General features: G+C 69.7%; 14 protein-coding genes. 7 read left to right on the top strand and 7 right to left on the bottom strand.

Annotated features, from left to right (window positions below):
* The first annotated feature begins 66 nt into the window (after positions 1-66).
* From ACFWN7_RS00745 to ACFWN7_RS00760, 4 genes are all read left to right on the top strand, one after another.
* Positions 67-1,434: an MFS transporter gene (locus ACFWN7_RS00745; protein ID WP_376936737.1), complete on the top strand. Its 1,368-nt coding sequence runs from the start codon at positions 67-69 to the stop codon at positions 1,432-1,434.
* Between the two features lie 105 nt (positions 1,435-1,539).
* Positions 1,540-4,134: a valine--tRNA ligase gene (gene valS / locus ACFWN7_RS00750; protein WP_376936738.1), complete on the top strand. Its 2,595-nt coding sequence runs from the start codon at positions 1,540-1,542 to the stop codon at positions 4,132-4,134.
* 11 nt (positions 4,135-4,145) lie between these two features.
* On the top strand, positions 4,146-4,592 hold the full coding sequence (locus ACFWN7_RS00755; protein WP_376936739.1) for a GNAT family N-acetyltransferase: 447 nt from the start codon (positions 4,146-4,148) through the stop codon (positions 4,590-4,592).
* The gene (locus tag ACFWN7_RS00760) at positions 4,592-4,816 is read left to right on the top strand and encodes a hypothetical protein (protein WP_376936740.1); all 225 of its coding nucleotides are present in this window, start codon (positions 4,592-4,594) and stop codon (positions 4,814-4,816) included. The genes ACFWN7_RS00755 and ACFWN7_RS00760 overlap by 1 nt, the downstream gene beginning before the upstream one ends.
* 40 nt (positions 4,817-4,856) lie before the next feature.
* Here ACFWN7_RS00760 and ACFWN7_RS00765 read toward each other — a convergent pair whose 3' ends face one another.
* On the bottom strand, positions 4,857-5,690 hold the full coding sequence (locus ACFWN7_RS00765) for a methyltransferase domain-containing protein (RefSeq protein WP_376936741.1): 834 nt from the start codon (positions 5,688-5,690) through the stop codon (positions 4,857-4,859).
* A gap of 51 nt (positions 5,691-5,741) precedes the next feature.
* Here ACFWN7_RS00765 and ACFWN7_RS00770 point away from each other — a divergent pair, with 51 nt between their 5' ends.
* Positions 5,742-7,787 (top strand): M3 family metallopeptidase, encoded by a 2,046-nt coding sequence (locus ACFWN7_RS00770; RefSeq protein WP_376936742.1) that lies wholly within the window; start codon positions 5,742-5,744, stop codon positions 7,785-7,787.
* A gap of 75 nt (positions 7,788-7,862) precedes the next feature.
* Here ACFWN7_RS00770 and ACFWN7_RS00775 read toward each other — a convergent pair whose 3' ends face one another.
* Genes ACFWN7_RS00775 through sufB form a run of 5 tightly spaced genes read right to left on the bottom strand, consistent with a single transcriptional unit; the run spans position 7,863 to position 11,973 of the window.
* A complete protein-coding gene (locus tag ACFWN7_RS00775) occupies positions 7,863-8,192 on the bottom strand; it encodes a metal-sulfur cluster assembly factor (protein ID WP_376936743.1) in 330 nt (109 codons plus the stop codon).
* 9 nt (positions 8,193-8,201) lie between these two features.
* Positions 8,202-8,963, bottom strand: a complete 762-nt coding sequence (gene sufC, locus ACFWN7_RS00780) for a Fe-S cluster assembly ATPase SufC (RefSeq protein WP_376936744.1) — start codon at positions 8,961-8,963, stop codon at positions 8,202-8,204.
* Between the two features lie 54 nt (positions 8,964-9,017).
* On the bottom strand, positions 9,018-9,344 hold the full coding sequence (locus ACFWN7_RS00785; protein ID WP_376936745.1) for a non-heme iron oxygenase ferredoxin subunit: 327 nt from the start codon (positions 9,342-9,344) through the stop codon (positions 9,018-9,020).
* Position 9,345: 1 nt separating this feature from the next.
* On the bottom strand, positions 9,346-10,539 hold the full coding sequence (gene sufD, locus ACFWN7_RS00790; RefSeq protein WP_376936746.1) for a Fe-S cluster assembly protein SufD: 1,194 nt from the start codon (positions 10,537-10,539) through the stop codon (positions 9,346-9,348).
* Between the two features lie 15 nt (positions 10,540-10,554).
* Positions 10,555-11,973, bottom strand: coding sequence for a Fe-S cluster assembly protein SufB (gene sufB, locus ACFWN7_RS00795; RefSeq protein WP_376936747.1), 1,419 nt, complete (start codon positions 11,971-11,973; stop codon positions 10,555-10,557).
* Positions 11,974-12,233: 260 nt separating this feature from the next.
* Between sufB and ACFWN7_RS00800 the strand changes: the two genes are divergently transcribed.
* Positions 12,234-13,172, top strand: a complete 939-nt coding sequence (locus ACFWN7_RS00800; protein WP_376936748.1) for a heme A synthase — start codon at positions 12,234-12,236, stop codon at positions 13,170-13,172.
* Positions 13,173-13,186: 14 nt separating this feature from the next.
* Here ACFWN7_RS00800 and ACFWN7_RS00805 read toward each other — a convergent pair whose 3' ends face one another.
* Positions 13,187-16,087 carry an AAA family ATPase gene (locus ACFWN7_RS00805; protein WP_376936749.1) on the bottom strand — a complete coding sequence of 967 codons (2,901 nt, stop codon included), beginning with the start codon at positions 16,085-16,087 and terminating at the stop codon, positions 13,187-13,189.
* Between the two features lie 139 nt (positions 16,088-16,226).
* On the opposite strand from ACFWN7_RS00805, the gene ACFWN7_RS00810 reads away from it, so the two are divergent.
* Positions 16,227-16,466, top strand: coding sequence for a hypothetical protein (locus tag ACFWN7_RS00810; protein WP_376936751.1), 240 nt, complete (start codon positions 16,227-16,229; stop codon positions 16,464-16,466).
* Positions 16,467-16,612: the final 146 nt, after the last annotated feature.

A 16,612-nucleotide genomic window follows, 5' to 3' on the forward strand; every position in this document is an offset into this window, starting at 1 on the left:
TTCAGATCATATTGTTCTATTGCTATACGAACAAGTTGGTTGTCGCGGGTCGGTCACGCTGGCAAGATGAACGCCGTGACCGCCGCAACCCCCACCACGTCCCCAGCGGCCCCGACGACCTCTGTGAGGCGCGTCGCCTGGGCGTCGATGGTCGGTACCTCGCTCGAATCGTTCGACTTCTACGTCTTCGCGTACTTCTCCGCGTTCTTCGTCGGCCCGCTCTTCTTCGAGCCGTTGGGCGCCTTCGGCAGCACGCTGGCCGCGTTCTCGACCATCGCGCTCGCCTTCGTGGTGCGCCCCATCGGCGCCGCGATCTTCGGCCACATGGGCGACCGGCTCGGGCGCCGCGCGACCCTGCTCTGGACCGTCGGCATCATGGGCGTCGCCACCGGGCTCATCGGCGTGCTGCCGACGTACGCGCAAGCCGGATGGCTCGGCGCGGTGCTGCTCGTGCTGCTCCGCGTCGTGCAGGGGCTGTCGCTCGGCGGCGAATGGGGCGGCTCCATCCTGCTGGCGACCGAGCACTCGAATCCGGTCAAACGCGCGTTCTATGCCGCCATCCCGCAGCTCGGCTCCCCCGTCGGTTCGATCCTGTCCGCTGCGCTCTTCATCGTGATGACGCTCGCTTTGCCTGCCGAGGAGATCGCCGCATGGGGCTGGCGCATCCCGTTCCTGCTCGCCATCCCGCTGCTGCTCGTGTCGCTCTACCTGCGCTGGTCGATCGACGAGACGCCGGTGTTCAAGGAGGTCGTCGCCGAGGGGCGCCGCGACCGCATCCCCTTCGCGACGATGTTCGCGCGGCGCCCCGTCGCGATCGTCATCGCGATCGGCGCGGCGATGCTCGGCATCGGCTCCTACTCGTTGATGAACACGTACACGATCAACTACGGCGCCGCCGAGCTCGGCTTCAGCTTCCAGGACCTCCTGATCGCGACCACCATCGGCGGCCTGCTTCAGCTCGTCACGATCCCGCTGTTCGGCGCGTGGGCGAGCCGCATCGGGTCGGCGAGGGTGGTGGCCTGGGGCGCGCTGGGCACGCTGCTCATCACGTTCCCGATGTACTTCATGCTCCAGTTCGCGACGTTCCCGATCCTCGTGGGCACGATGATCGTCGGCGGCATCCTGCCGACCATGTCGTGGGCGGCGCTCGGCGGCCTCATGAACGACCTGTTCCCCGACCACTTCCGCTACTCGGCACTGTCCGTGTCGTACGCGATCGCGGCGACCGTCGGCGGCTTCGTCCCCCTGGTCACCGTCGCGCTCGGTGAGGCGACCGGGTACGCGTGGTGGCACCCGGGCATCGTGCTCGCCCTGCTCTCCGCCGTCACGCTGGTCGCCGCCTGGGCGGCGAGCCGTTTACCGGTCGTGCCCGAGTCGGGCGATCCCGAGCAGCAGCAGCGCGAACCGCAGCCGACGGCCGGTCCCACGGCCTGAGCCGCCCGCTCCGCGGCGTGCGACGCGGCATCCGGTAGGCTGGAGCGTCGCACATTCAGGCACCCCCATGGACTCGGTGCCGCACATACCGAACCGGAGGCGAACGTGACGGTCCCTGAGCCTGCCGAAGGGCGCGTCCCCGACAAGCCCGCACTCGAGGGCCTCGAAGGCAAGTGGGGCGGGGTCTGGGAGCACGTCGGCACCTACCGGTTCGAGCGCGAAGGCGCCACGCGCGAGTCGACCTACTCGATCGACACGCCTCCGCCCACGGCGTCGGGCTCCCTCCACATCGGCCACGTCTTCTCGTTCACGCACACCGACCTGGTGGCCCGATACCAGCGCATGCGCGGCAAGCACGTCTTCTACCCGATGGGGTGGGACGACAACGGACTGCCCACCGAGCGCCGCGTGCAGAATTACTATGGCGTGCGCTGCGACCCGACGCTCCCGTACGACCCCGGCTTCACGCCGCCATTCGAGGGCGCCGAGGGCAAGAGCGTCAAGGCCGCCGACCAGCAGCCGATCAGCCGCCGCAACTTCATCGAACTCTGCGAGCGCCTCACTGCTGAGGACGAACAGCACTTCGAGGCGCTGTTCCGCCTGCTCGGCCTCTCGGTCGACTGGACGCAGACGTACCGCACCATCGCCGACGAGGCGCTCTTCACCTCGCAACTCGCATTCGTGCGCAATGTCGAGCGGGGCGAGGCGTATCAGGCCCTGGCGCCGACCCTCTGGGACGTCACCTTCCGCACCGCGGTCGCCCAGGCCGAGCTCGAAGACCGCGAGCAGCCCGGCCAATACCATCGTGTGACGTTCCACCGACCCGACGGCGGCACGCTCGAGATCGAGACGAGCCGGCCCGAGCTCATCCCCGCGTGCGTCGCACTCGTCGCGCACCCCGACGACGAGCGCTACCAGCCGCTCTTCGGCACCAGCGTGACGACGCCCGTCTTCGGCGTCGAGGTGCCCGTCGTCGCCCACCATCTCGCCCAGAAGGACAAGGGCACCGGCATCGCCATGATCTGCACGTTCGGCGACGTGACCGACGTCGTCTGGTGGCGCGAGCTCGACCTTCCGAACCGCGCGATCCTCGGCTTCGACGGGCGCATCATCGCCGACGCCCCCGAGGCGATCACGTCGGCGGCCGGGCGCACCGCCTTCGCCCAGCTCGCCGGCAAGACCGTCTTCTCGGCGAAGCAGACCGTGGTGGAGCAGTTGCGCACGTCGGGCGACCTGCTCGGCGAGCCGAAGGCGATCACGCACCCGGTGAAGTTCTACGAGAAGGGCGATCGTCCGCTCGAGATCGTCTCGACCCGGCAGTGGTACATCGCGAACGGCGCCCGCGACGAGGCACTGAAGCACCGCCTCATCGAGCACGGCCGCGAGATCGACTGGCACCCCGACTTCATGCGAGTGCGCTACGAGAACTGGGTCGGCGGGCTGTCGGGCGACTGGCTCATCTCGCGCCAGCGCTTCTTCGGCGTGCCGATTCCGGTCTGGTACTCGCTCGACGCCGACGGCGACCCCGTGTACGACGAGCCGATCGTCGCCACGCGCGACCTACTCCCCGTCGACCCGTCGTCGGCCGCGGCGCCGGGATACGACGAGGCGCAGCGCGGGGTCCCCGGCGGCTTCATCGGCGAGCACGACATCATGGACACCTGGGCCACATCCTCGCTCACCCCGCAGCTCGCGGGCGGGTGGGAGCGCGACCCCGGGCTCTTCGACCTCGTGTTCCCCTACTCGTTGCGCCCGCAGGCGCAGGACATCATCCGCACCTGGCTGTTCTCCACGGTGCTGCGCGCGCAACTCGAGCACGATGCGAGCCCGTGGGCGAACGCCGCCATCTCGGGCTTCATCGTCGATCCCGATCGCAAGAAGATGTCGAAGTCGAAGGGCAACGTCGTCACCCCCGCCGGGCTGCTCGAGCAGCACGGTTCGGACGCGGTGCGCTACTGGGCGGCATCCTCGCGCCTCGGCGTCGACGCGGCCTTCGATCCGCAGAACCCGACGCAGGTGAAGATCGGCCGCCGCCTCGCCATCAAGGTGCTGAACGCGGCGAAGTTCATCCTGAGCTTCGACGGGCGAGCGGATGCCCCGGTGAGCGTGCCCGTCGACCGGAGCATGCTCGCCGAGCTCGCCGACGTCGTGGCGGGCGCCACCCGCGCGTTCGAGTCCTACGACCATGCCCGCGCGCTCGAGCTCACCGAGACGTTCTTCTGGACCTTCTGCGACGACTACCTCGAGCTCGTGAAAGAACGCGCTTACGGTGACCCGAGCCCCGAGCAGGCCTCTGCCGTCGCGGCCCTGAAGACCGCCCTCAGCGTGCTGCTGCGCCTCCTCGCCCCGATCATCCCGTTCGCGACCGAAGAGGCGTGGCGCTGGTCGAACGAGGGTTCCGTGCACCGCGCCGCATGGCCGACCCTCGACGACCTCGTCGCACGCGGTGAAGCGGGGGTCGAGCTCCTCGAGCTCGCGAGCCTCGCCCTGACCGGCATCCGCCGCGCGAAGACCGAGGCGAAGGCGTCGCAGAAGACGCCCGTGACACGTGCCGTGATCACGGCGCCCGCCGCGGCGATCGCGCTGCTCGAGTCTGCGGCATCCGACCTCGGATCGGTGGGGCGCATCGCCACGCTGACGTTCACGGAGGCCGACGAGTTCGAGGTGCGCGACATCGTGCTCGAGGCACCGGAGGCGTAGGGAGGAACGCGATGACGCACGAGATCCGCATGGCCGGCGACGACGACTTCTTCGGATGGTTGCCGCTGTTCGCCGCGTACTGCGACTTCTACGAGACGGAACTCGATGACGCGAAGGCGCTCATCGTCTGGAATTGGATCCGCGACGACGCCGACCCGCTCCAGGCGGTGCTCGCGGTCGACGAGGATGGCACACCCGTCGGGCTCGCCCAGTTCCGCGTCGTGCCCGACACGCTCCAGGCCACCCGCGGCATCCACCTCGACGACCTCTACGTCGATGCCGACGCGCGGGGCGCCGGCATCGGCCGCGCACTCATCGAGTTCGTGCACGCGCGTTCGCTCGAGGTCGGCACGGGCGGGGTGAGCTGGATCACGGCGGCCGACAATGCCGACGCCCAGCGTGTCTACGATGAGGTCGCCCGGCGCACGAGCTGGGTGACCTACGAGATGGACGCGTGATGCGGCTCGGCACGCGGTGGGAGTTCGGGGCCCCGCCCCCGGCATCCGTGCCCGCCGACCTCCGCCCGCGAATCGCGGCAGCCGAGGCCGCACACGCGGGTGACGGCACGGGCCGGCACTGGACGCTCACGTGGCTCGAAGGGCGTCCGATCGCCGAACTCGACGACGGCACGCGCGTGAGCGACGCGATCGTCGACGTGCACGACGCCGACGAGGACTGGTGAGGCGCCGCGACGCGACGATGCGCCCGTGAGAGCGCGCCCGTCACGCGCGCGCGAGCACCTCGGCGTGCGGCATGAGCAGCCAACCGTCGTCATCGGCCGCCCATTCGCGCCATGCCGCAGCGATGCGCTCGAGCTCGGCCGGGCTGGAACGGCCTGACTCGATGGCGTGCGCGGCGAACTGCGAGGTCGTCGCCCGCTCGGCCCAGGAGTTCCCCCACCACTCCCGCTCGAGGGCCGTGGAGAAGACCCAGGTCGACGCGGTGGCCTCGATGTCGCCGAAACCCGCCTCGCGCACCCACCGCTTGAGATGCCGGCCGGCGTGAGGGTCGCCGCCGTTGCCGGCGTGCACGGCGCGGTACAGCTCGAGCCACCGCGTGAGGCCGGATGACGCGGGGCTCCAGATGACGCCGCCGTAGTCGACGTCGCGCACCGCGAGGAGCCCGCCCGGCTTCAGCACGCGGCGGAACCCCTGCAGGGCATCGACCGGCCGGGCGAGGTGCTGGAGCACCTGGTGCGCGTGCACGACGTCGAACGAGGCGTCGGCGAACGGAAGCGAATACGCGTCGGCCACCCGGAACTCGACGTTGTCGACGCGCTCGCTGGCGGCGAGTCCGGTCGCACGGGCGACGACGTCGGCGGAGGCGTCGATGCCGATCACGGTTCCTGGTCGCACCCTTCGGGCGAGGTCGATCGTGATGGTGCCGGGCCCGCTGCCGACGTCGAGCACCCGGGCACCCGCCTGGAGGTGCGGTGCGAGGTAGGCCGCCGAGTTCTCGACCGTGCGCCACGAATGGATGCGGAGCACGCTCTCGTGGTGGCCGTGCGTGTACGCCTCGGCGGGTGCGGTCTCGATGGATTCGTCCTCGGGCTGCATACGACGAGCCTATGGCCGCGACATCCGCCGGGCACGCCCTATCGTGGTCGGATGGGCGACCCGTCGAATCCGTTCCTCGAACCGAGCCCGCTCCCCTACCGCCTGCCGCTCTTCGCGCTCGTGCGGCCCGATCACTACCGTGAGGCGATCGAGGCGGGCATGGCAGAGCAACGCACGGAGGTCGAGGCCGTCGCGACCGACCCCGCACCGCCGACGTTCGAGAACACCCTCGTCGCACTCGAGCGATCGGGCGCACTGCTCCGGCGCGTGCTCCCCGTGTTCGAGAACGCGAGCGCCTCCGACTCGAGCGCGGTCATCGACGCCCTCGAGGCGGAGCTCGCGCCGCGGCTCGCCGCGCACCGCGCCGCGATCCGTTTGGACCCGCGGCTGTTCGCACGAATCGGCACCCTGCACGAGGCTCGCGGCGAGCTGGGACTCGAGCCCGACCAGGCGTACCTCCTCGAGCGGATGCACCGAGAGTCCGTGCTCGCGGGCGCCGCGCTCGGAGACGGCCGGCGGGCCCGGCTCACCGAGCTGGGCCAACGGCTCTCCTCGCTCACCACGGCGTTCCAGCAGCACCTCCGCGCCGACACGAACGACCTCGCGCTGCACCTCACCGACGAGGCGGAGCTCGCCGGTCTCGGTGCGGGTGCACGCTCGGCGGCTCGCGAGGCGGCGAGGTCGCACGACCTGCCGGGCTGGCTCATCACGCTCGTCCTGCCCACCGGCCAGCCGGCGCTCGCCCTCCTCGAGCGGGCCGACGTTCGCGACCGGCTCCTCGCCGCATCACGAGCTCGCGGATGCCGCGGCGGCACGCACGACACCCGTGCCACGCTCCTCGCGATCGTGCGACTTCGCGCCGAGCGGGCCCGCCTCCTCGGGTTCCCGTACCACGCCGCCGCCGTGACCGCCGGTGAGACCGCGGGCTCGCCCGAGGCCGTCGCCGCACTCCTCGGCGAGCTCGTGCCGGCGACCATGCGCAACGTCGCGCGCGAACGCGCCGAGCTCGCCGCGCGAGCCGTTCGCGACGGGGCGCGCGAGCCCGCGGCATCCGACTGGGCCTTCCTCGCGGGACGAATGCGCGCCGAACCGCACGACCTCGACCTGCGCGAGCTCCGCCCGTACTTCGAACTCGACCGGGTGCTCGCCGATGGGGTCTTCCATGCGGCCACGCTGCTGTACGGACTCCGGTTCGCGGAACGCACCGACCTCGTGGCGCACCACCCCGACGCCCGGGTGTTCGAGGTGGTCGAGGAGGACGGCTCGCCCGTCGGCCTCTACCTCTTCGACCCGTACGCCCGCGATTCCAAGCGGGGCGGCGCGTGGATGAGCTCGATCGTCGAGCAGTCCGAGCTCGAGGGCACCCTTCCCGTCGTCGTCAACAACCTGAACGTGCCCCAGCCGGCGCCCGGCGACCCCACGCTGCTGACGTTCGACGAGACCGAGACGCTCTTCCACGAGTTCGGCCACGCCCTGCACGGACTGCTGGCGCGCGTGCGTTACCCGTCGCAGGCCGGCACGAACGTCTCCCGCGACGTCGTCGAGTTCCCGAGCCAGGTCAACGAGATGTGGATGCTCCGCCCCGAGGTCCTCGCGAACTACGCCGTGCACCACGAGACGGGCGAACGGATGCCGCAGCGCCTCGTCGATCGTGTCGTCGCGTCGCGCGGCCTCAACACGGGCTTCGGGACCGCGGAGTACCTCGCCGCGGCTGTCCTCGACCAGGCGTGGCATCGACTGACGGCCGATGAGGCCGAAGCCGTGACCGACGTCGCCGCCTTCGAGCGGTCGGCACTCGCGAACGCCGGCCTCGACCACCCGCTCGTGCCGCCGCGCTACTCGAGCACCTACTTCGCGCACGTGTTCGCAGGCGGCTACGACGCGGGGTACTACTCGTACCTCTGGAGCGAGGTTCCCGGTGCCGACACCGTCGAATGGTTCGCGGAGCGCGGCGGCGCGACGCGCGAGAACGGCGAACGCTTCCGCCGCATGCTCCTCGAGCCGGGCGGCAGCATCGATCCCCTCGAGGCGTACCGCGCATTCCGCGGACGCGACGCGAGCGTCGAGCCGCTGCTTCGGAGCCGCGGCCTGCTGTAGCACCCGCTCGAAGACGACAGATGCCCGCCCTTCGACAAGCTCAGGGACCGGTGCGGAATCCGGAGTTTGCTGTGCTCAGATCGCGAAGCCGAGGGCGCGCATCATGTCTCGGCCGTCGTCGGTGATGCGCTCCGGACCCCATGGCGGCATCCACACCCAGTTGATGCGGAACGCGTCGACGGTGCCGTCGAGTGCCTCGGCGGTCTGCTCCTCGATGACGTCGGTGAGGGGACATCCGGCGCTCGTGAGCGTCATGTGGATGACGAGCGCGTCGTTCTCGTCGTCCCACCCGAGGTCGTAGATGAGGCCGAGGTCGACGATGTTGATCCCGAGCTCGGGATCCATGACGTCTTTCAGCGCTTCGGTGACCTGGTCGTAGCGCTCGGGTGCGAGTGAGGTGACCATGATGCCAGTCTAATTCGCGGCGGGCTCGAGGTAGCGGTCGTAGCCCTCTTCCTCGAGGCGGTCGGCGAGCTCGCGTCCGCCCTGCTCGGCGATCTTGCCCGCGACGAAGACGTGCACGAAGTCGGGCGTGATGTAACGCAGGATGCGCGTGTAGTGCGTGATGAGGAGGATGCCGAGGCCGGTGTTGGCGGCGGCACGGTTGACGCCCTCGGAGACGATCTTCAGCGCGTCGACGTCGAGGCCCGAGTCGGTCTCGTCGAGCACCGCGAACTTCGGCTTCAGGAGTTCGAGCTGGAGGATCTCGTTGCGCTTCTTCTCACCGCCCGAGAATCCCTCGTTGACGTTGCGCTCGGCGAAATCCGAGTCCATCCGGAGGTTCTTCATCGACTCGCGGACGTCCTTGATCCAGCCGCGGATCGCGGGCGCCTCGCCGTCGATCGCGGTCTTCGCGGTGCGGAGGAAGTTCGTGACCGTCACGCCCGGGATCTCGACGGGGTACTGCATCGCCAGGAAGAGGCCCGCGCGGGCCCGCTCGTCGACGGTCATCTCGAGCACGTTCTCTCCGTCGAGGAGGATCTCGCCCTGGGCGACGGTGTACTTCGGGTGGCCGGCGATCGTGTAGGCGAGCGTCGACTTGCCCGACCCGTTGGGGCCCATGATCGCGTGGATCTCGCCCTCGTTGATGACGAGGTCGACGCCGCGGAGGATCTCACGGGTTCCCTGGTCGGTCTCGACGTTGACGTGCAGGTTCTTGATCTCGAGTACGGACATGCTGGTGGATGATCTCTTTCGGTCGCCGGCCGTTCCGGGCCGGAGGAGCGGATGTCAGACGGTCAGAGTGACCGAGGGGTCGATGTGGACGTCGCCGTCCTTGAGCTCGACCCGGTACACCGGGACCGGCTCGTAGGCGGGCAGCGTGAGCGGCTTGCCGGTCTTCAGCGAGAACATGGAGCCGTGGGCCCAGCACTCGAGCGTGTCGTTCTCGACGAATCCCTCGGCGAGCGAGATGTCGCCGTGGGTGCAGGTGTCGCCGATCGCGAAGACGTCGCCTGCCGCGTCCTTCACGACGGCGATCGGCACCCCCTCGAGCACGAACCGGGCCGCCTCGTTGACGCCGAGGTCGTCGACGGCGCAGACACGAACGGATGCCACGTCAGTTGCCCTCCAGTTCGGCCTCGAGTGCGGCGGTGAGCCGCTCTTCCAGCTCGGGCGAGCCGATCTTCTGCACGATCTCGGTGAGGAACCCGCGCACGACGAGTCGGCGCGCCTCGTCTTCCCGGATGCCGCGTGCCATGAGGTAGAACAGCTGCTCGTCGTCGAACCGGCCCGTGGCGCTGGCATGGCCCGCGCCCTCGATGTCGCCGGTCTCGATCTCGAGGTTCGGCACCGAGTCGGCGCGAGTACCGTCGGTGAGCACGAGGTTGCGGTTCTGCTCGTAGCTGTCGGTGCCGACCGCGGCGTTGCCGATCAGCACGTCGCCCACCCAGACGCTGCGCGCGCCCTCGCCCTGGAGTGCACCCTTGTAGGTCACGCGCGAACGAGTGTGCGGGGCGTCGTGGTGCACGAACACCTGCTGCTCGAGGTGCTGGCCGGCATCGGCGAAGTAGAGCCCGAGGGCCTCGACGTCGGATCCCTGCTCGGCGAGGTGCGTCGACGGGTTGACGCGAACGACCTTGCCGCCGAGCGAGACGACGATGTGCTTCAGGAACGAGTCGCGGCCGAGCCGGGCGAAGTGGCTCGCGAGGTGCACGGCGTCGTCACTCCATTCCTGGAGGGAGACGACCGTGAGCGAGGCGCCCTCGCCGACCACGATCTCGACGTTCTCCGAGAGCCGGGCGTCGCCCGTGCCCCGCAGCACGACGAGCGCGCGGCTGTTCGGCGCCGCCTCGATCACGGTGTGCGAAGCGCGCGGGGTGTCGCCGAGGTCGTGGCGGGTGACCGCGAAGACCTTCTCGTCCTCGCCCGTCACCGAGATGAGCAGGGCCTCGTCGAACGAGCTCCATGCGTTGGCGGAGGCGCGCTCCTCGGGAACGCCGGCGCGGCCGATGCGGGCATCGTCGCGGCCGAGCCACGAGACGTCGACGCCCGCGGCATCCGCTTCGCCGTCGGGTGCACGGAGCACCGTCTCGATCTCGACCCGGGAGCCGTCGATGTCACCACCGGTGAGGTCGGCGAACGCGGCGACCGGAGAGAGCTTCCACTCGTGCTCGCGACCGTTGACGGGGGCGAAGTCCTCGACGTTCACCGAACGGAAGCGCTCGGACCGGGTCTGCACGGGCACGAAGGCTCCGTCGGAGTGCGCAACGAGGCCGTGCTGGCCCGCAGTTGGCATGGCTGTGCTGGTCATCTGGGCGGGCATGCTCTAGCCGACCGATCCTTCCATGCCCATCTCGATGAGCTTGTTGAGTTCCATCGCGTACTCCATGGGAAGCTCGCGCGCGATGGGCTCGATGAAGCCGCGCACGATCATCGCCATGGCTTCGTCTTCGGGGATGCCCCGGGCCATCAGGTAGAACAGCTGCTCCTCGCTCACCTTCGAGACGGTCGCCTCGTGTCCGAGGTGCACGTCGTCGACCCGGATGTCGATCGCCGGGTAGGTGTCGGAACGGGAGATCGTGTCGACCAGCAGCGCATCGCAGCGTACCGTGTTCGCCGCGTGGTGCGCGTTCGCGTCGATGCGCACCTCGCCGCGGTATCCGGCGCGACCGCCGCCACGGGCGATCGACTTCGAGACGATCGACGACTGCGTGTACGGCGCCATGTGGATCATCTTGGCGCCGGCGTCCTGGTGCTGGCCCGGGCCGGCGAAGGCGACCGACAGCGTCTCGCCCTTCGCGTGCTCGCCCATGAGGAAGATCGACGGGTACTTCATCGTGACCTTCGAGCCGATATTGCCGTCGATCCACTCCATGGTGGCGCCCTCGGCGGCCGTGGCGCGCTTGGTGACGAGGTTGTAGACGTTGTTCGACCAGTTCTGGATCGTCGTGTAGCGCACGCGTGCGTTCTTCTTCACGATGATCTCGACGACGGCCGAGTGCAGGGAGTCGGACTTGTAGATCGGCGCGGTGCAGCCCTCGATGTAGTGCACGTAGCTGTCTTCGTCGGCGATGATCAGCGTGCGCTCGAACTGACCCATGTTCTCGGTGTTGATGCGGAAGTAGGCCTGGAGCGGGATCTCGACGTGCACGCCCGGAGGCACGTAGACGAACGAACCGCCCGACCACACGGCCGTGTTCAGGGCGGCGAACTTGTTGTCGCCCGCCGGGATGACGGTGCCGAAGTACTCCTCGAAGAATTCGGGGTGCTCGCGCAACGCCGTGTCGGTGTCCATGAAGATGACACCCTGGCGCTCGAGCTCCTCGTTGATCTGGTGGTAGACCACCTCGGACTCGTACTGGGCGGCGACGCCCGCGACGAGCCGCTGGCGCTCGGCCTCGGGGATGCCGAGCTTCTCGTACGTGTTCTTGATGTCGTCGGGCAGGTCTTCCCAGGTCTGGGCCTGCTTCTCGGTGGAGCGGACGAAGTACTTGATGTTGTCGAAGTCGATTTCGGACAGGTCGGCGCCCCAGGTCGGCATCGGCTTGCGCTCGAAGAGCTGCAGCGCGCGCTGACGGCGCTGGAGCATCCATTCGGGCTCGTCCTTCAGCCGCGAGATGTCGGCGACCACCTCGGGCGAGATGCCGCGTCGGGCTGATGCCCCGGCGACGTCGGAGTCGGCCCAGCCGAACTCGTAGACGCCGAGTCCCTCCAGTTCGGGGCGGTCGATCAGTACGTCCGTCATGCTTCCCTCTTCTCCTCCCGTGCAACCGGCTATCAGTCCGGCTCATTCCCCTCGCGAGTCGAGGTGCTCGGTGAGTGGGGATGATGTGCAGGTGGCTCCATTGCGAACCTAAGATGGCTGGGAACCCGCATCGCGCGTGGACGCGCGCCTCGCGGGACTCTCCAACCCTTCAAGTCTATAGGGTCGCGCTGCCGGCCGGTCGGAACCGCCCGGTACTCCCAGTACCGTCACAGCGCGTCCCGGATCAGGATCGTACGAGCGTGAACCGCTTCACCGCATGGCTGCCCGATCGCGTCGACGGGCGGATCCGCGTCTTCGCCTGGCTCTCGTTCCTCGCGCAGACCGTGATCATCGCCACGGGCGGAGCGGTGCGGCTGACCGGTTCGGGCCTCGGATGCCCCACCTGGCCGACCTGCACGGCCGACTCGCTCGTGCCCACCGAGGAGCTCGGCTACCACAGCCTGATCGAGTTCGGGAACCGCCTGATGACGGGTGTGGTAGGAATCGTCGCGCTCGTGCTGTTCGTACTCGTCTGGCGCATCCGGCGGGAGCGGCGAGACCTGTTCACGCTCGCCTTCATCGTCGGCGCAGGCGTCGTCGCACAGGCCGTCGTCGGCGGGATCACCGTCTGGACGGGGCTCAACCCCTTCATCGTCGGCTTCCACTACGTGTCGTCGCTCGTGCTCGTGTGCGTTGCGGCGGCGTTCATCGTGCGCATGAAGTCGACCCCTGGTCCGCGCGAGCTCACCGTGCCCGCCTGGTATGCGGGACTCACCCACGCGACGACCGCGGTGCTCGCGCTCACGATCGTGTTCGGCGTCCTGACCACGGGCTCGGGGCCGCACTCGGGCGACGCGGAAGCCGGTCGCACCGGCTTCGACTCCGAGCTGCTCGAGCACGTGCACGCGTGGCCCGGCTACGCGCTCTTCGCGCTCACGTTCGTGCTGCTCGTCGCGGCGTGGCTCCTGAAGCTCCCGACGCTCGGCTGGGTCGGGAGCCTGCTCGCCGTCGAGCTCGTGCAGATCGCCGTCGGCCTCTACCAGGCCCGCAACGGGCTGCCGCCGCTCGCCGTCGGGGTGCACATGGTGCTCGCTGCACTCACCGCTGCCGCCATGACGGTCGTCGTGCTTCGGCTCAAGCGCCCGGTCGCGGCACCCAGTGCGACGTACGAAACGCCTGCCGCGGCATCCGCTCACTGAGCTCCTTCGGCAGTTCAGCCGTCGGCGCTGAGGCGGTGCACCAGTCGCGCGAGCTCGACGCGATTCGCGGTGCCCGTCTTGGCGAGCAGGTGCGAGACATGCGTGCTCACGGTCTTCTCGCTGATCACCAGTTCCCGCGCGATCTCACCGTACGTGCGTCCGACGGCGACGAGTTCGAGCACGTCGCGCTCGCGAGCGGTCAGACCGTGCAGGGCGGCCGGCCCCGCGGATGCCGCAGACGACGGCTCCGCTAGCGGAATCCGCGCGCGCCTCGCGAGGTCGGTCAGCTCGTCCTCGACCGGTCGGGCGCCGAGGCGTTGTGCGAGAGCGAGGCCGCGGCGGAGCATGTCGGCGCCCGCCTGCCGATCGTGTCCGCGGCCGAGCAGAGCCTCCGTTGCCCGCCAGCTGGAGTACGCCTCCTCCCATGGGAGCCGCGCCTGGTAGCACGCCCCGACGGCTTCCGTCCACAGACCCGCCGCGGCGACATCCGCACGCGCCCGAGCCCGTTCCGCCGCGTACATCGCGTCGAGCGCAGCGACCTGCCATCGCATGAGTTCGGTCCATGAGCCGACGTCTTGGATGACGTGCGGACAGCGCTCGACGAGCGAGTCGAGGGCGGCGAGCACCTCATCGTCGGACTCGCCGCCGTCCCTCGCGGCCTGGGCTCGATCGGCCAGGGCCCGCGCCGCGAACGGCAGCAGCCATTCGGCCATGGTCGGTGGACCCCCTCGATCGATGACGCCCCTGAGCGCGGCCTCGTACGCGCCCACGGCGTCCCCCGCGCCGAGCCGCACTTCGGCACAGACTGCGTCGTACTCGATGGCGAGGAACGCCGACCCGTCCACGACGAGCTCCTCCACCCGCAGGAGGTGGCCCTCGGCCTCGCGCTGGCGCCCCTGGAGGACCGCAAGGCGCGCGGCAGCCAGTCGCGCCTCGACGTCGCCGAGCGGACCGGGGTCGGAGCCGAGCGCCACCCTGAGCCGTTCATCCGCTTCGCGCCAGGCTCCGCTCGTCAATCGGGCGAGCGCCTCGGCCGCCGAAAGCCAGGCCACATAGGCGTGCGGACCACCACGCGCCTCGAGCTCGAGCCGGCGGTCCCTCATGCGCAGCGCGTAGGTCTCGCTCGCCCAGGTCTCGACGGCGTTCGCCTCCCACATCGCCGCATGCACATAGGCCCACCATGCCCGCGCCTCGAGGGCGGGCGCGAGCGCCTCGTGACCGAGCGCCGACGCGACGGCGATGTCCTCCTCGAAGTTCGCTGCCATCGAGCCGGCCGAGAGCGCAATCGACAACGCCTGAGAATCACCGGTCGCGCGGGCGACGTCGATCGCCTCGCGTGCGTGGGCACGTGCATGTCGACGATCACCGCTCCAGAGCTCCGCGTGCGCCAGTTCCGCCAGCGCCAGCGCGTACACGGGGCTCGCCGTGTCGGCCGATCCGAGCCGGAGGGCCTCTCGCATCTCGTCGACCTCGATGAAGGACAGGCCGCTCATGAATCGCAGGTGCATGCGCCGGACGCGGAGTTCGGCCGCGGCGAGCGGGTCCGTCCGATCGTCCATACGGGCGAGCAGTGCCTCGACGGCGTCGAGCTCGTCGCTCGTGGCGCCGGCATCGGCGGCCGCCTCCCGGAGGCGTCGAAGCAGGTCGTCGAGCGAGGGGGTCGCGTCGGGGAGGTCCTCGCGCAGGCCTACCGCCCGACGGAGCAGCCGCAGCTCTTCAGCGCGACCCGTGGCATCACCCGCTGCCGTTGCGGCGCGCAGCGTCCATTCGAATGCGGCACTGGTCTCGCCTGCGCGAGAGCGATGATCCGCGACGGCGATCACCGTCTCGGCGGGCGCGGGGCTCGCGAGTCGTCCCTCGAGCAGGTCTGCGAATCGTCGATGCCACTCCCGGCGCTCATCATCCGCCAGAGCCGCGGCGAGCACCTCTGCACTCATCGGATGATGGAACCAGAATGAGCCGTCTTCGAGTCGGTCCAGGGTGCCGGAGTCCACCGCCTCGGCCAGCGCCGATCGAATCCCGCCGACATCGGCATCCTCGACCACCTCAGCCAGCTCGCCGGCGCGCATCGCTGCACCGCCCACCGCCAGCACGGTCGCGAGCCGCCGGGTCTCCTGCGACAGACGGAACCATGACTGCAGCACCGCGGAGCTGAGGTCCGCCGGGAACGTGTCCGGTGCCACGCGGGCATCAGACGTGAGACCCGAGACCATCAGTCGGCTGAAGTAGGGGTTGCCCCGGCCGCGGCCGTGCACGTCATCGATCAGCGACTGATGTGGCACCGCTCCGATCAGCGCTTCGATCTGCGCGGCGGTACCTGCGCGATCGAAGGGTTCGAGCCCGAGCTCGAACATGCGAGGAAGGCGCCGGATGTCGGCGAGCCAGCGCTGGAGCGGGTGACCGAGACCGACCTCCCCCGCCCGGAGTGTTGCGATGACGGCAAGCCGACGCCGAGCGGGGCCCGCGATGACGTACATGAGGGCGTCGAGCGTGGAGCGGTCGGCCCATTGCACGTCATCGACGACGAGGACGACCGGCTGGACCTGACAACGGCGAGCGAGCCACTCGTCGAAGCGGACCGTGACGTCGCGATCGTCGCCGTCGAGGTCGCCGATCCCGACGGGACTGAGGTCATCGAAGCGGTTGATGTCGAGGTTCCGAACGGCCGACCGGATCGGCAGCAGCGGGATGGACATCGTGGTCAGCGGCAGGCAGGTGCCGAAGATCGTCAATGCACCGGACCCGTTTGAGCAGGCACGCGTCACCAGCGCGGTCTTGCCGACGCCGGCGTCGCCCGAGACGACGAGCGTCTGCGCCTCCTCGGCCGCGGCGCGGTCGAGGAGCCCCCTGATGGTCCCGAGTTCACGTTCGCGTCCGACGAACACCGGTGTCGACGGTTCGGGTGGCACAGCCACGATTCCAGTGTGCCACCGATGCACGTGCCGATATCAGGGTTCTCGGCCGCGATCTCAGGGTTCGCGCCCGATCCGTTGCGATCACGAGGCGGGCACGCTGGTTCCGTTCACCTCCATCGGAAGGAAGGAAGGAAGGACCATGCACACGCTTCGAACGTTCGGCGCTTCGATCCTCGTCGCCCTCGCTGGAGTGCTCCTTGCGACTGCAGCAGCGGGTTCGGCCTCCGCGCGGCCCGCGTCCGCTCCTGCCCCGCCGTCGCTCCAGTCGTGGAACCCCGCACGGTGCCCGCTCGAGCGGATCGGCGAGCAGCTCGTCCGCTGCGACGTCCTCACCGGGACCGGCGTGCGCGCCCCGTTGTCGATCCCACAACAGCTGTAGCGGCATCCGCCACACCTCACCCGATCGTGGTGGGCCGGGTACCGGGCGGGGCCCACCCCCAAAGTAAGGCACGGCCGGGGGGAGCCCCCGCCCGCGGGAAAGCCGCGACACCGACGCGCGAGAAACGGGGGACCCCCGCACAGGGG

This window comes from Agromyces sp. NPDC058484 (genome assembly GCF_042720415.1).
Classification (GTDB): Bacteria; Actinomycetota; Actinomycetes; order Actinomycetales; family Microbacteriaceae; genus Agromyces.

Bases quoted from the DNA above. Each gene is read 5' to 3' on its own strand.
- sufB (WP_376936747.1), bottom strand. From the start codon at position 11,973: ATGACGGACGTACTGATCGACCGCCCCGAACTGGAGGGACTCGGCGTC.
- ACFWN7_RS00770 (WP_376936742.1), top strand. From the start codon at position 5,742: ATGGGCGACCCGTCGAATCCGTTCCTCGAACCGAGCCCGCTCCCCTAC.
- ACFWN7_RS00810 (WP_376936751.1), top strand. From the start codon at position 16,227: ATGCACACGCTTCGAACGTTCGGCGCTTCGATCCTCGTCGCCCTCGCT.
- sufD (WP_376936746.1), bottom strand. From the start codon at position 10,539: ATGACCAGCACAGCCATGCCAACTGCGGGCCAGCACGGCCTCGTTGCG.
- ACFWN7_RS00765 (WP_376936741.1), bottom strand. From the start codon at position 5,690: ATGCAGCCCGAGGACGAATCCATCGAGACCGCACCCGCCGAGGCGTAC.
- ACFWN7_RS00745 (WP_376936737.1), top strand. From the start codon at position 67: ATGAACGCCGTGACCGCCGCAACCCCCACCACGTCCCCAGCGGCCCCG.
- ACFWN7_RS00755 (WP_376936739.1), top strand. From the start codon at position 4,146: ATGACGCACGAGATCCGCATGGCCGGCGACGACGACTTCTTCGGATGG.
- sufC (WP_376936744.1), bottom strand. From the start codon at position 8,963: ATGTCCGTACTCGAGATCAAGAACCTGCACGTCAACGTCGAGACCGAC.
- ACFWN7_RS00775 (WP_376936743.1), bottom strand. From the start codon at position 8,192: ATGGTCACCTCACTCGCACCCGAGCGCTACGACCAGGTCACCGAAGCG.
- ACFWN7_RS00760 (WP_376936740.1), top strand. From the start codon at position 4,592: ATGCGGCTCGGCACGCGGTGGGAGTTCGGGGCCCCGCCCCCGGCATCC.